Origin of the sequence: Enterobacter cloacae complex sp. SHL012, from assembly GCF_049237505.1 — a bacterium.
Taxonomy (GTDB): Bacteria; Pseudomonadota; Gammaproteobacteria; order Enterobacterales; family Enterobacteriaceae; genus Enterobacter; species Enterobacter kobei.
This window is the reverse complement of sequence record NZ_JBMKIZ010000002.1, coordinates 211,480-223,980: the sequence shown is the minus strand read 5'-3', so window position 1 is coordinate 223,980 and position 12,501 is coordinate 211,480. Positions and strand designations below refer to the sequence as shown.

Below are 12,501 nucleotides of genomic sequence, written 5' to 3'. Positions count from 1 at the left end.
AAAGTTCCGTATACCTATTATTTAACATTTTTAGAACGAATTTTGTGCAGTAAAATTAAGGAGAACCGCTCCAGACGCGCCTTGCCGCAATTTTGACGCCGGGAACTAAATCCGTATCTTGCGGTCAAAAAAAATTCCAGGAAAAATCTTAATTTCGCTCAATGATACAAATTTGAGTGAATTTTTAGCCCAGAAAGTTGTCCTTTGCGATAAGAATCTGGACGAACCGGGCGCATGATGAACCCGATCGCATTCCCTTCTTCAGCCGCTTCAGTCAGACGAAAATGTTCCTCTTCCGTCAGTTCTTCGGGTAACCAGCCGATCACCACGCTGTAATTTCCGGTGCGCAACGCGCGAACCATAGACTCAACGGTATCGCAGGGAGAGAGTTGGTTAATCTGCATCACCTTAGCCAGCGGCAGGCCTGCGGACTGAACCCATTCACGGCTCAATTTTTGCTGTGGCGTCAGCCAGAGCTGCCAGCGCGATTGCTGACCAAGCTGCTGTAATAAAGGCAGTAGCAGGAGTTGGGTCAACAGAGGCTGGTCTTCACGATAAACCACTTCACTAATAAGCCCCGTCGAAACACCCCCAACGGTGTTGTGCGCGACAGTGCCCGCGGTAGAGGAGAGAGAAGTTGAGCGATTTGCATAGCCTGAAGTGTACATATTCATTCCAGCCCTGTAGTTACTGTATGGATATACAGTAACCCCTGTATGCATAAAGATCAACCTCATTTTCGGAAAGCGACTCGCAAAATTCGTTCAATGTTGATGCCCCTCGAAAAATCATCTTGCTCAACGGCGCTAAGTTGCCTATTTTCCTGCTAACGGATCCGCTAGTAAGAAATTTCGCTGTTACCTTATGATTTAGAAGGGAAATATCATGAAAAAGATATCTTATGAACGGATTTATCAATCCCAGGAATACCTCTCACCGCTAGGAGAAATTCATCATCGCGCACTGTTCGGTGGCTATACCCTGGCGATAGATGACGCGGTTTTTGCCATGGTGTCAGATGGCGAGCTGTACCTTCGCGCCTGTGAAGAAAGCGCGAAATACTGTGTAAAAAATGCCGCCTCTTTTTTGACGCTGATGAAACGAGGCCGCCCGGTACTTCTCAACTATTACCGTGTCGATGATGGACTGTGGCAAGACAGGGAACGGCTGCTTCAGCTCTCCTCTTTCGCGCTCAATGCGGCGAGGAAAGAGCGCTGTCAGCGCCATCAACGAAACCGGCTTAAAGATCTGCCAAACCTGACCTTTCAGCTTGAGGTATTACTTTTTGAAGCTGGCATTACTAACGAAGAGACGCTGCGGGCACTGGGTGCCAGGGAGTGCTGGTTAAAGATGCGGGCTAAAAATAGGGCACTCGGTATTAAAGTGCTCTTCGCCCTTGAGGGGGCTATTGAGGGTTTGCATGAGGCGGCACTCCCGGCAGGCACTCGCCGGGAGTTGACGGAGTGGTTTAATGCGCTGCCTGAGCCACAGAAGAATCACTCCTCCAGGTAGCGATTTGCTGTTGTAACCGGCAAATTTCTGGCAGCAGAGCGATAAGCAGGCCAATCTGCTGTAGCACCAGCGGCGCTTTGCTGTCGTTTCCAGGCTCAAGACGCGCGATACGTTGAGTCAGTTCATCCAGCGACTGTCTCACTTTCGGTTCATCGGCTGGCCGGTGATGCAGTGCATCATCGACGTAGCAGACCGCGTCATCCAGCAGGTTGAGTATGCCCGGGTTGACCAGTTTCTCGCGGTGTGCACCCAGGGTGGAAATATAGCTGGTGAAGGTATGGTTGAGGCAGAGCAACCGGAAAGCCGTCTCACGCATCTCGGCCGTGGCACGAGGCTCCGTTGACATGTTAGAGACAACCGAAGCCAGTTCAGCATCACTGTTGTGCGCGTCGCGGCGGGCTATCCGATAAGCCAGACGGTTATCGCGTCCCTGGTGGTACTGCTCAAGGATGGCATCCAGGTATCGACAGTTGGCGTTCAATGCCCTGTCTAACACCCGCGGTAAATTACGGAAACGCCAGTCCGGCCAGATAAAGCTCACCGCTGCCCAGGCAATCGCACAGCCGATCAGGGTATCGAGCACGCGAGGCAGGGCGACCTCGAACCCTTCACCCAGCAGGTTAAAGCAGAGCAGCACCAGCAGCGTGATAAACATGGTGGCATGAGCGTACTGCACGTTGCGAAACGCGAAAAACAACACGCCGGTAATCACAATCAGCACCAGCTGCCCTTCAACAGAAGGCACGAAGTACAGCACGGGAAGTCCAATCGCGACACCGACCAGCGTACCGATAATACGCAGCGCAAGGCGGTGCCGGGTGGCGTTATAGTTTGGCTGGCAGACAAACAGGCTGGTCAGCAGGATCCAGTAGCCATGCTGCAAACCGGTTATCTGGATAAAGGCATAACCGACGCATAGCACCAGAGACATTCTCACCGCGTGGCGAAAGAGCGCCGACTCTGGCGTAAAGTTGCGGCTCAGCCGTAGCCACATATCGCTAAAGCTATGCACGCTGTCATCAGCCAGCTGATTTTCCACATCATTACCCGGTTGCGCCATCGCCTGTTCGGATTCGATAGTCGCCAGCTGAGCATCTATAGCCCGCAGGTTGTTGAGCAGAAAACCCAGCGCTTTGATATGTTCCGGTGATGTTCCGCTGGCCTGAACGCGGTCGAGCGCCGCATCAAGATGGCTAAACACGCGTTCGAAACGGGGGTCATGCTGATAGGGCGTGCGCAGCAGAATGGATCGCGAGAGCTGCTGGCAGGCCAGGGACTGCATGGACAGCAGGCGCTGGAAGCGGAACATCACGTCGCTGTAACGAAACTTTTCACGTAGGGCGGCGTACTGAACATGCGAGGAACTGGCGCGTTCATGAATGTCCTGGGCGGCAAAATAGTAGTGTAAGGTTCTTCGCGTTCCACGCTGACCGCGATCGCCGCGCAGACGGGTAAGCAGTGAGGCTTTCGTCTGGTTAAGGGTGGTGACCAACTGACCGTTTGCCAGCGCCAGATCGTAAAGCGGCGCCTGGCTTTCTTCTTCAATATCCGGGTCAAACAGCCGGGATTTCAGTTCCAGATAATGGGCCAACTGCTCAAAGCTACGGGCAAGGTTATCCTGCAGCGGGCGAACCGGGAAGATAAGATGGCCGGTTAACGTCAGCAGGTTATACCAGATGGCGCCCAGCAACAGCAGTAGAGGTTGCTGGTACCACTGGTCGTAAAGTGACACGCCCAGCATGGTATAGATGGCGATCAGTAAGGCGCCGAAGGCGATGGTGGCGTAGCGCTGCCCCAGTCCACCCAGCAAAATAAACCCGCTGGTCGAAAGCGTCAGGCCCAGCGCAAACAGCCACGGCCAGGGGAAGAGCAACTCAACGGACGCTGACGCAATAAAAAAGCAGACGAGCGTAATCACCAGATTACGCAAACGACCGGCCAGGCGATCGTCCAGATCCGCAAGCGCCCCGGCCACCACCCCCAGCGTGAGCGGGATGGTGAGTTTGACGTCATTCAACCACCACGGCAGGGCTACCGTGCCGCAAAGCGCGATAAAAATCCTGACGTTGTAAAGCCAGGAACTGTTCCAGGTATAACGGCGAAGCAGTGGGCTTAGCATAAACGCGGCCAGTCCTTATTTACTGAAAACGACGGCGTGCGTTCGCTTCACGCGCCGCCTGGGCCACTTCAACCGGAACAACTCTGCGCCCGACGGGCCAAAGGGCGATGGCGGCGATCTTAAAGTTCGCGAGCCCTACCGGAATCCCAATAATTGAGATGCACTGTGCAATACCGGCAAAAATATGCATGATGCATAGCCACCAGCCAAAGAAAATCAGCCACAGAATGTTCAGCAGGGTTCCACCCGTGTTCATCAGGGCGTTCTTACTTTCCGGGTTCAGTTCGTCAACGTGGATGGCTTCGTTACCGTAGGGGATTAACGAGAGTTTGGTGATTTCCCAGCAGGAGCGGGTCAGGGGGAGTGTGAAAATCAGGACGATGCTCACCAGTGTGGCAAAAAGCCAGGAAAGGGTGGTGGCAAAACCGCCCAGCACAAAATTCAAGACATTCAGAACGGTACGCATAAACCCTCACTTCCTTTCGATAAAATTAACGCCCAATGATTGTAACGTTTTTTTAGGCTGGAGCACCTTAAAACTGGCAGTTAAACTGTCAGGTAAATTATCTCTTCGTGGATTTGGCGGGACATGGAACTGAAAGCAACTTCATTAGGCAAACGCCTGGCGCAACACCCTTATGACAGCGTTGTTTTGCTCAACGCCGGGGTGAAAGTCTCCGGAGAACGCCACGAATACCTTATTCCGTTTAATCAGCTTCTGGCCATCCACTGTAAGCGTGGGCTGGTATGGGGTGAGCTGGAGTTTGTTCTGCCAGACGATAAAGTCGTGCGTCTTCACGGCACCGAGTGGGCGGAAACCCAGCGTTTTCATCACCACCTGAACGCCCGCTGGCAGCAGTGGAGTCACGACATGAGCGTGATTGCCGCCCAGGTTCTGCACCAGGTGCTGGACGAGATCGCCCAGAGCAACGCGCAACAAACGTGGTTGACCCGCCAGCAGACTGCCGGGCTGCAGCAAAAGATTCGCCAGGCTCTCTCGGCCCTGCCGATTGCCGTAACGCGTCTTGATGAGTTCGACAACTGTCGCGACGCCTGGCGTCAGTGTCAGGCCTGGCTGAACGATAGGGATAAGAGTCGGCTGGCGCATAACCAGGCCTGGACAGATGCCATGCTGGCCCAGTACGCCGACTTTTTCAGTACGGTGGAATCTTCGCCGCTCAACCCTGCGCAGGCTCGCGCGGTGGTCAATGGCGAGCAGTCGCTGCTGGTGCTCGCGGGGGCAGGAAGCGGCAAAACGTCGGTACTGGTGGCGCGTGCAGGCTGGCTTCTGACGACCGGCGAAGCGGTTGCCGATCAGATTCTGCTGCTGGCTTTTGGCCGTAAGGCTGCCGAGGAGATGGACGAACGCATTCAGCAACGTCTGCATACCCGGGATATTACTGCCAGAACCTTCCATGCCCTTGCGCTGCATATCATTCAGCAGGGCAGTAAAAAAGTGCCTTCTGTCAGTAAACTGGAAAACGACACGCAGGCGCGCCAGGCGCTGTTTATCAAAACGTGGCGTCAGCAGTGCAGTGAGAAAAAAGCGCAGGCGAAAGGGTGGCGTCAGTGGCTGGAAGAGGAGCTCAACTGGGCAGTGCCGGAAGGCAGTTTCTGGCAGGATGATAAACTGGCGCGTCGGCTGGGATCGCGTCTTGACCGTTGGGTCAGCCTGATGCGGATGCACGGTGGCTCACAGGCTGAAATGATTGAAGGTGCGCCAGAGGGGATCCGCGATCTATTTTCGAAGCGGGTCAAACTGATGGCACCGCTCTTAAAAGCCTGGAAAGCCGCGTTGAAGGCGGAAAATGCCGTCGATTTTTCTGGTTTGATCCATCAGGCGATCGTCATTCTTGAGAAAGGACGTTTTGTCAGTCTGTGGAAACATATTCTGGTGGATGAGTTTCAGGATATCTCACCCCAGCGCGCAGCACTGCTCTGTGCGCTACGGGCGCAAAATAAACATACCTCGCTGTTTGCGGTGGGGGATGACTGGCAGGCTATCTATCGCTTCAGCGGCGCACAGCTTTCACTCACGACCGCGTTCCACCACTATTTTGGTGAAGGGGATCGCAGCGATCTGGACACCACGTATCGCTTCAACTCCCGGATTGGTGAAATCGCCAACCGTTTTATCCAGCAAAACCCGCATCAGCTGACCAAGCCGCTTAACAGCCTGCAGCCTGGGGATAAAAAAGCCGTCACCCTGCTGGCGGATGACCAGCTGGAACCGCTGCTGGACAAGCTCAGCGGCTATGCGAAGCCCGATGAGCGTATCCTGGTGCTGGCGCGTTATCATCACCTTAAACCTGCAGCGCTGGAAAAAGCAGCTACCCGCTGGCCGAAACTGCAGCTTGAATTTATGACTATTCACGCCAGCAAAGGGCAGCAGGCCGATTATGTGATTGTGATGGGGCTGAAAGAGGGCAGCGACGGTTTCCCGGCTCCGACCCGTGAATCGGTGATGGAACAGGCCCTACTGCCGGTGCCGGAAGATTTCCCGGATGCCGAAGAGCGACGTTTGCTTTATGTGGCAATGACGCGCGCACGTCACCGCGTCTGGCTGCTGTTCAATAAAGCGGAGCCATCCGTGTTTGTCGATATTCTGAAGAGTATTGATGTGCCGGTAGCGAGAAAGCCGTAGCGACGACGGGCAAGGATGGGTAGGCCGGGTAAGGCGAAGCCGCCACCCGGCAAAAAAGCTACTTCAGTCTCTCAGAAAGATAACGCTGATAGTCCGGAATCAGGATATCAACCGGCGAATTGAACTGCGGTGATTCGATGATGAAATCCGCCGTCGAGAGGTTTGTCGCCACCGGAATATTCCACACCGTCGCCAGACGCAGCAGGGCTTTAACATCGGGATCGTGCGGAACCGCGTTCAGCGGATCCCAGAAGAAGATCAGCACGTCAATCTTCCCTTCGGAAATCTGCGCGCCGACCTGCTGATCGCCGCCCATCGGGCCGCTCAGCATCGCATTGACCTCCAGACCCGTTTCGCGCTGGATCAGGTTTCCGGTGGTGCCGGTCGCTGAAAGGGCATGCTTTTCCAGCAAAGACTGATGGCGGCGCACCCAGTTAAGCAGCATTTGTTTACAGTGATCGTGCGCCACCAGTGCAATGTGTTTGCGTTCAGGCAGCGTGCGTGTTGTCAGTTCCATAATCATATCCATCAGGTTAACTGACTACACGATGACGGGAAGCGCCTGACGCTGCAAGCCTCAGGCGAAAAAAATGTGGCTTAGGATGAAGGTTGTTGCTTTGCCCACTGTAAAAATCGGGCCCGCGTGTCGGGATCGGCCTGCTGGAACCAGAATTTCAGGCGCTGTTCCGTCAGCGTCTGGGACTGAGGCGGGATAACATCCAGTTCCGATACGCCGGAAAGTAGCGTACTGTCGTCGGCCATCAAGGTGGCAAACTGCGGAAGGGAGGCACGTTTACCGGCTTTGTTATAAACCTGCGTAGCCGCCTCGTAATCCGGGACTTTCGGGGACGTGGTTAATGCCAGAATATCCAGCTTCACCGGGATCGGCATCGCATCGCCGTCCAGCAGTTCAATGCGCGGCGAGGCGTCAAAGGCCGCCGATTCCTTCTCTGTTTCAAGGCGAGGCAGAGTAATGTTCACCTGACTGATTTGCCGGGTATTAAAGCTGATAATCAGCGGCGGCGAGATGTACAGTCGTTGCTCATGGTTAGCCAGGCCGATCGATTTTTCTACCCGAAAGACCAGTTGATGGGGGCCGTTATCTAATTCGATGCTGTCAGCACCGCGTAATAATGAGCTGGACACTTTTTTTCCGTCCAGTACCAGAAGATCAATGTCGCCAGAGAGCCGAAGCGTGGTAGCAAATACGCAAACCGGCATCACTAACGCAATCAGAGCCGTGGCAATACCGGTTTTCATAGGAGGCTCCCGTCAGACATACTGTCGCCGCATTAATGTATCTAAATTTTTCGATAATCACGTTTACTAACATATAGACATATTTTGCCGTTTTGCCCTCATGCATCTGTATGGGATGGATGGTTGAGATGTGCGCTTTGGCGTACACTTTTAAAAAAGCCAGGAGAAAAACCATGAAAGAGAATGATGTTGCTGAGATTTTGACATCCACGCGGACCATTGCGCTGGTGGGCGCGAGCGATAAACCCGATCGTCCCAGCTATCGGGTGATGAAATACCTTCTCGATCAGGGTTATCACGTCATCCCGGTCTCGCCAAAAGTGGCGGGGAAAACGTTGCTGGGCCAGCAAGGGTATGCGACGCTCGCTGACGTACCCGAAAAAATTGATATGGTCGATGTCTTCCGTAATTCCGAGGCCGCATGGGGCGTAGCGCAGGATGCTATTGCCGTCGGGGCGAAAACCCTGTGGATGCAGTTGGGTGTGATTAACGAGCAGGCGGCCGTGCTGGCGCGTGAAGCGGGTCTGAAGGTGGTCATGGACCGATGCCCGGCGATTGAGATCCCCCGTCTGGGGCTGGCGAAATAATAAAAAAAAAGCCCGTTATCGGGCTTTTTTTACACGCTTAGTTCCGCAGGCGCGGAGCCTGTAGCTGTTTACGGATGGTCTGAGCAAGTTCATCCATCGTAGGTTGCTCCGGATGCTCTTCCTGCAACTCACTACTCAGCTGCGCTTCGGCAAGGTAGGTATGAACAGGTTGTCCGTCGTCACCTTCCATCACCACATGGTACCAGGGCGCAGCGCGAAGCTCGGCGTTAACCGCCAGCTCGTCTGCTGACGGTTCATCAAGGGAATACTCCGGGTCGATATCGACGACCACACCCAAATACCCTAGCAAAGTGTGGCGGACCTGCTGGCCGATACCGAATTTGCTGGCAATCATAGTCACCTCCCGGGAAATACGACTTACACGTTATGTGTGGTCAATATTTCTCTTTTCAAGTTACATGACGCGACAGGCAAACCCTTTCAGATACAGCCCTTCCGGGTAGGTAGCAATCACGGGATGATCGGCTGCCTGACGGAACTGCTCTATAAATTGTACATCACGACCAGCATCTATTGCGGCATCGGCGATGATTTTCTGAAATAAATCTGTGGTCATCAGACCGGAGCAGGAGAACGTCAGCAGAACGCCACCCGGGTTCAGCAGCTGGATGGCCAGCATGTTGATATCTTTGTACCCGCGGCAGGCGCCCATCAGCTGGCTTTTATTCTCCACAAATTTAGGGGGATCCATCACGATAACGTCGAACTTCTCGCCCTGATCGCGATATTTACGCAGCAGCTTGAAAACGTCGTCGCGTACAAACTCCGCTTTGCTCAAATCCAGCTTGTTTAGCTCGACGTTTTGTTTTGCCACGTCAAGCGCTTCCTGTGACGTATCCACGCTGACGACCTGCGCACAGCCGCCCATCAGCGCCGAAACGGCAAAACCGCCGGTATAGGAGAAGCAGTTAAGTACGCGCTTGTCGGCGACGTACTGGCGTGTCGCCAGACGGCTGTCGCGCTGGTCAAGGTAATAGCCCGTTTTGTGACCGCCCTGAATATCCACCAGCAGCTTCATGCCATGTTCTTCAATGGGCAGCAGGGCTGGCGGCAGTTCGCCCGTTACAGGCCCCTGAGTCAGCTCCATGCCCTCTTTTTTGCGCACAGCCACATCGCTGCGGTCGTAAATGGCACACTGCGGGAACAGCGTTTGCAGCGCGCTAATCAGCGCGGCACGCTGGTATTCCGCTCCGGCGCTCAGGAGTTGCAGCACCAGGAAGTTGCCGAAGCGATCGATGGTCACACCCGGCAGGCCGTCGGACTCACCGGCGATCAGACGATAGCTGTCCAGACCGTCACGCTTTGCCAGCCACTCACGCCACTGCTGCGCCTGCTGCAGGCGGCGAACAAAGAAGTCGATATCAATGGTTTCATCTTTGTCGAAGGTCCAGACGCGAGCGCGGATCTGGGACGCAGGCGAGTATGCGCCTCGCGCTAACCATTTCCCCTGATGGTCAACGATATCAATGGTTTCACCGAGGCTGGCTTTGCCTTCCATGCGGGCAACTGCGCCAGAAAAAACCCAGGGATGACGGCGCAGTAAGGATTTCTCGCGCCCTTTGGCTAACACTAAACGTACACTCATAATTTGCTGTTCTGTCGATTTCAGGGAAATGGCGCGTAGATTATCACATTCAGCAAGTCGCAATCATCTGTGGATGCCTTTGAGCGTTTCGGCACAAAATCAAATCGCTTAAGCACATTACGGTATGGCCGCGTGCCTTACATTGGGGCTTCCCGTTCAGCAAAGGACTCCCCCATGAAAAAGCGCAATGTAATAGTAACAACCGCTCTGGCGGCGATAAGTTTTCAGGTTTTAGCGGCAACGCCTTTCAGTATCACCAGTCAGGATATCTCCAGGGAGCACCGTTTAGCGCAACAGCAGGTGTTCAACGCTTTTGGCTGCCACGGTGATAATCAGTCTCCGCAGCTTGCATGGAAACATCCGCCAGCCGGTACGAAAAGTTTTGCCATCACGGTATATGACCCCGATGCCCCCACCGGCAGTGGCTGGTGGCACTGGACAGTCGCCAATATTCCTGCGAAAACAATGGCACTGCCTGCGGGCGCGGGTAACCCAAAGAGTGAGAAATTACCCGCTGGCGCGGTGCAGGGGCGTAATGACTTCGGTTATTCTGGATTTGGCGGCGCATGTCCACCTGAGGGAGACAAACCGCACCGTTACCAGATTACCGTCTGGGCGCTGAACGTGGACACACTGCCCCTTGATAACAATGCCAGCGGCGCGCTGGTCGGTTATATGATAAACAGTCACGTTCTCGGAAAAACGCAGTTAACCGCAACGTACAGCAGATAAGGATGACCCGGTGCAGGAGTTTTACCTTCAACATAAACAGCTGACGGCGGGCGAAGTCAGTGCCAGCAAAATGCATCGCCTGCACCAGGTTAAACTTTTTTTTCCGGCCATTTGTCACATTACTCACGGCAGTAAGGTCATTGTTCAGGATGATAATCGCCTGGTGGCAACGAGGGATGCGCTGATTATTATCCCGGCCAATACGTCAATGGAGATTATTAATCAGCCTGCGAACGGCATGTTTCGATCGGACTTGCTGATGTTGTCGCCAGAAATCCTGGCCGAGTTTAAAGCGCATTACCTGAAATCCTGGCCGGGCACGACGTTACATTCCCTTTGTGTCCCGTTGAGCGAGGGGCTGACGTTTATGTGGGATAACCTGCTGCACGCCGTGCGTCAGGATTTACCGGAGGCGTTACAAAAACATCAGGCCTTCGGTCTTTTGCTGGCATTGCTGCATGAAGGCGTGGCAGGTCCGCTGCTTATTGAGCGAAGCAGTAACCTGACTGAGCAGGTGCGACAGTTCATCATGCTATCGCCGGCCAGATCCTGGACTGCGCAGGATATTGCAAGCCGTCTGGCCTTAAGTGTGCCGACGCTGCGCAGAAAGTTGCGTGAAGAGTCGCAGAGTTTTCGCCAGATCGTGGAAGAGGTGAGAATGGCCGTTGCGCTGTCACAGCTGCAATCGACCCGATTACCCATTGGCGAAATCGCATTACAATGTGGGTATCTTTCCAGTTCTCGTTTCACCGCCCGCTTTCGGCAGCACTACGGCTGTTTGCCGAAAACGCTACGTTAAGGAGAAGAAAAATGTCAAAAGTTTGCACTATTGCCTGGGTTCACGGCATCGTTCAGGGCGTCGGGTTCCGCTACAGCACCCAGCGTGAGGCTCTTCAGCTCGGGATAACGGGCTATGCGCGAAACATGGATGACGGCAGTGTTGAGGTGGTCGCCTGTGGCGACGCGGAGCAGGTAGAAAAACTGATGGTGTGGCTGAAAGCAGGTGGCCCGCGCAGTGCGCGGGTTGACAGGGTGCTAACGGAACCGCATCAACCCGGCCGGGAATACGAGAACTTCAGTATTCGTTATTAAATGCATTTCACCGGCTTTGGCAGGCCAGCAATTTTGGTGGCCTGTTTTGCCGGGCCTTTCGGAAACAGACGATACAGATAGCGGCTGTTGCCTTTCTCTTCGCCAAACTTATTGGCCATCGCTTTCACCAGCATGCGGATCGCCGGAGAGGTATTAAATTCGAGATAAAATTCGCGCACAAAACGCACGACTTCCCAGTGTTCGGGGGAGAGGGTGATACCTTCGTTTTCGGCGATTTTTTCCGCCAGTGGCTCGCTCCATAGCGTGGTATCTTTCAGATAGCCTTCGCTATCGGTCTCAATTTCCTGGCCTGCAAAAATGAACATAGTGCTCTGTCGATAAAGTAAAAACCGCCCCTAGTCTAGCAAAGAAGGGGCGGCATGAGAAACTTCGGTCTACAGAAGAAGCTGTAGCAGATTGTTGGCATTCAGCTTTTTTAACGCGTTGCATTTGTACGTCGAGACCTGTTTTTCGCTCATCTGCGTCATTGTCGCAACATGTCTTACCGATTGCCCGTTAACCAGCCTGTCGAGAACATTGAACTCCATGCCCGTCAGGCAACAATTCAGGCTGCGGACCCGACGGGGCTCTTTTGCAAGCAGATACGCTGCATCCGCGACGGCAATTCTGTCATCAATAATATATGAGGTCAGCGTGGCAAAACGCTTTCGCAGATGCGTGGCCAGCGCCCAGCCTTTTTCATTGCACACCAGATAAAGGGTTCCTTCCCAGCAACTGGCCTCCAGCTGAAGCAGAATCTCAACCAGCGCCTGATGCGTCCCGGCGACGGAAAAGCGGCAGCGCACAACGAGGGTGTCGCAGGCCAATAACGAATGTCGCCACGTTACCGCGCCGCTTTCAACCAGCATCTGAGCGTTACGGCGCAGAAGGGCGTAGCGTAAACCTTCGGCATAAAAGCGATTATTATCAAGAATAACGTAATTCACGG

Annotated in this window: 15 protein-coding genes; 6 read left to right on the top strand and 9 right to left on the bottom strand. The window is 54.1% G+C overall.

Annotation, left to right across the window (positions count from 1 at the left end):
- Nucleotides 1-158: 158 nt before the first annotated feature.
- Complete coding sequence (sulA, locus tag ACOTY9_RS08810) at nt 159-668, bottom strand: SOS-induced cell division inhibitor SulA (RefSeq protein WP_348565747.1); 510 nt, start codon at nt 666-668, stop codon at nt 159-161.
- A gap of 217 nt (nt 669-885) precedes the next feature.
- Between sulA and ACOTY9_RS08805 the strand changes: the two genes are divergently transcribed.
- On the top strand, nt 886-1,512 hold the full coding sequence (locus tag ACOTY9_RS08805; RefSeq protein ID WP_032637053.1) for a TfoX/Sxy family DNA transformation protein: 627 nt from the start codon (nt 886-888) through the stop codon (nt 1,510-1,512).
- On the opposite strand, the gene yccS is transcribed toward ACOTY9_RS08805, so the two are convergent.
- Nucleotides 1,469-3,631: a YccS family putative transporter gene (gene yccS / locus ACOTY9_RS08800; protein ID WP_023332614.1), complete on the bottom strand. Its 2,163-nt coding sequence runs from the start codon at nt 3,629-3,631 to the stop codon at nt 1,469-1,471. The genes ACOTY9_RS08805 and yccS overlap by 44 nt on opposite strands.
- Before the next feature lie 19 nt (nt 3,632-3,650).
- Nucleotides 3,651-4,097 (bottom strand): YccF domain-containing protein, encoded by a 447-nt coding sequence (locus tag ACOTY9_RS08795; RefSeq protein ID WP_014883256.1) that lies wholly within the window; start codon nt 4,095-4,097, stop codon nt 3,651-3,653.
- A gap of 123 nt (nt 4,098-4,220) precedes the next feature.
- Here ACOTY9_RS08795 and helD point away from each other — a divergent pair, with 123 nt between their 5' ends.
- Complete coding sequence (gene helD / locus ACOTY9_RS08790) at nt 4,221-6,275, top strand: DNA helicase IV (RefSeq protein WP_348565655.1); 2,055 nt, start codon at nt 4,221-4,223, stop codon at nt 6,273-6,275.
- Between the two features lie 58 nt (nt 6,276-6,333).
- On the opposite strand, the gene mgsA is transcribed toward helD, so the two are convergent.
- Both mgsA and csgI read right to left on the bottom strand, forming a co-directional pair.
- A complete protein-coding gene (gene mgsA / locus ACOTY9_RS08785; protein ID WP_008499922.1) occupies nt 6,334-6,792 on the bottom strand; it encodes a methylglyoxal synthase in 459 nt (152 codons plus the stop codon).
- 80 nt (nt 6,793-6,872) lie between these two features.
- The gene (gene csgI / locus ACOTY9_RS08780) at nt 6,873-7,535 is read right to left on the bottom strand and encodes a curli synthesis inhibitor (protein ID WP_032637051.1); all 663 of its coding nucleotides are present in this window, start codon (nt 7,533-7,535) and stop codon (nt 6,873-6,875) included.
- A gap of 173 nt (nt 7,536-7,708) precedes the next feature.
- Here csgI and ACOTY9_RS08775 point away from each other — a divergent pair, with 173 nt between their 5' ends.
- Nucleotides 7,709-8,122, top strand: a complete 414-nt coding sequence (locus ACOTY9_RS08775; protein ID WP_014883259.1) for a CoA-binding protein — start codon at nt 7,709-7,711, stop codon at nt 8,120-8,122.
- A 37-nt stretch (nt 8,123-8,159) separates the two neighbouring features.
- Here ACOTY9_RS08775 and hspQ read toward each other — a convergent pair whose 3' ends face one another.
- Together hspQ and rlmI are read right to left on the bottom strand one after the other, a co-directional pair.
- A complete protein-coding gene (gene hspQ, locus ACOTY9_RS08770; protein WP_008499919.1) occupies nt 8,160-8,477 on the bottom strand; it encodes a heat shock protein HspQ in 318 nt (105 codons plus the stop codon).
- A gap of 60 nt (nt 8,478-8,537) precedes the next feature.
- Nucleotides 8,538-9,728, bottom strand: a complete 1,191-nt coding sequence (gene rlmI / locus ACOTY9_RS08765) for a 23S rRNA (cytosine(1962)-C(5))-methyltransferase RlmI (protein ID WP_014883260.1) — start codon at nt 9,726-9,728, stop codon at nt 8,538-8,540.
- A gap of 174 nt (nt 9,729-9,902) precedes the next feature.
- Between rlmI and ACOTY9_RS08760 the strand changes: the two genes are divergently transcribed.
- The 3 genes from ACOTY9_RS08760 (at nt 9,903) to yccX (ending at nt 11,552) form a co-directional block, all read left to right on the top strand.
- Nucleotides 9,903-10,460, top strand: a complete 558-nt coding sequence (locus ACOTY9_RS08760) for a kinase inhibitor (protein ID WP_348565654.1) — start codon at nt 9,903-9,905, stop codon at nt 10,458-10,460.
- A 70-nt stretch (nt 10,461-10,530) separates the two neighbouring features.
- Nucleotides 10,531-11,259 carry an AraC family transcriptional regulator gene (locus ACOTY9_RS08755; RefSeq protein ID WP_234449864.1) on the top strand — a complete coding sequence of 243 codons (729 nt, stop codon included), beginning with the start codon at nt 10,531-10,533 and terminating at the stop codon, nt 11,257-11,259.
- Between the two features lie 11 nt (nt 11,260-11,270).
- Nucleotides 11,271-11,552, top strand: coding sequence for an acylphosphatase (gene yccX / locus ACOTY9_RS08750; RefSeq protein ID WP_045269356.1), 282 nt, complete (start codon nt 11,271-11,273; stop codon nt 11,550-11,552).
- Here the strand turns inward: yccX and tusE are convergent.
- Both tusE and ACOTY9_RS08740 read right to left on the bottom strand, forming a co-directional pair.
- The gene (tusE, locus tag ACOTY9_RS08745) at nt 11,549-11,878 is read right to left on the bottom strand and encodes a sulfurtransferase TusE (protein WP_008499913.1); all 330 of its coding nucleotides are present in this window, start codon (nt 11,876-11,878) and stop codon (nt 11,549-11,551) included. The genes yccX and tusE overlap by 4 nt on opposite strands.
- A gap of 69 nt (nt 11,879-11,947) precedes the next feature.
- Nucleotides 11,948-12,499 carry a LuxR C-terminal-related transcriptional regulator gene (locus tag ACOTY9_RS08740; RefSeq protein ID WP_045269357.1) on the bottom strand — a complete coding sequence of 184 codons (552 nt, stop codon included), beginning with the start codon at nt 12,497-12,499 and terminating at the stop codon, nt 11,948-11,950.
- Nucleotides 12,500-12,501: the final 2 nt, after the last annotated feature.

Coding starts and splice junctions, on each gene's coding strand:
- yccX (WP_045269356.1), top strand. CDS start 11,271: ATGTCAAAAGTTTGCACTATTGCCTGGGTTCACGGCATCGTTCAGGGC.
- ACOTY9_RS08805 (WP_032637053.1), top strand. CDS start 886: ATGAAAAAGATATCTTATGAACGGATTTATCAATCCCAGGAATACCTC.
- ACOTY9_RS08755 (WP_234449864.1), top strand. CDS start 10,531: ATGCATCGCCTGCACCAGGTTAAACTTTTTTTTCCGGCCATTTGTCAC.
- csgI (WP_032637051.1), bottom strand. CDS start 7,535: ATGAAAACCGGTATTGCCACGGCTCTGATTGCGTTAGTGATGCCGGTT.
- helD (WP_348565655.1), top strand. CDS start 4,221: ATGGAACTGAAAGCAACTTCATTAGGCAAACGCCTGGCGCAACACCCT.
- yccS (WP_023332614.1), bottom strand. CDS start 3,631: ATGCTAAGCCCACTGCTTCGCCGTTATACCTGGAACAGTTCCTGGCTT.
- hspQ (WP_008499919.1), bottom strand. CDS start 8,477: ATGATTGCCAGCAAATTCGGTATCGGCCAGCAGGTCCGCCACACTTTG.
- tusE (WP_008499913.1), bottom strand. CDS start 11,878: ATGTTCATTTTTGCAGGCCAGGAAATTGAGACCGATAGCGAAGGCTAT.
- rlmI (WP_014883260.1), bottom strand. CDS start 9,728: ATGAGTGTACGTTTAGTGTTAGCCAAAGGGCGCGAGAAATCCTTACTG.
- ACOTY9_RS08795 (WP_014883256.1), bottom strand. CDS start 4,097: ATGCGTACCGTTCTGAATGTCTTGAATTTTGTGCTGGGCGGTTTTGCC.
- sulA (WP_348565747.1), bottom strand. CDS start 668: ATGTACACTTCAGGCTATGCAAATCGCTCAACTTCTCTCTCCTCTACC.
- ACOTY9_RS08760 (WP_348565654.1), top strand. CDS start 9,903: ATGAAAAAGCGCAATGTAATAGTAACAACCGCTCTGGCGGCGATAAGT.
- mgsA (WP_008499922.1), bottom strand. CDS start 6,792: ATGGAACTGACAACACGCACGCTGCCTGAACGCAAACACATTGCACTG.
- ACOTY9_RS08775 (WP_014883259.1), top strand. CDS start 7,709: ATGAAAGAGAATGATGTTGCTGAGATTTTGACATCCACGCGGACCATT.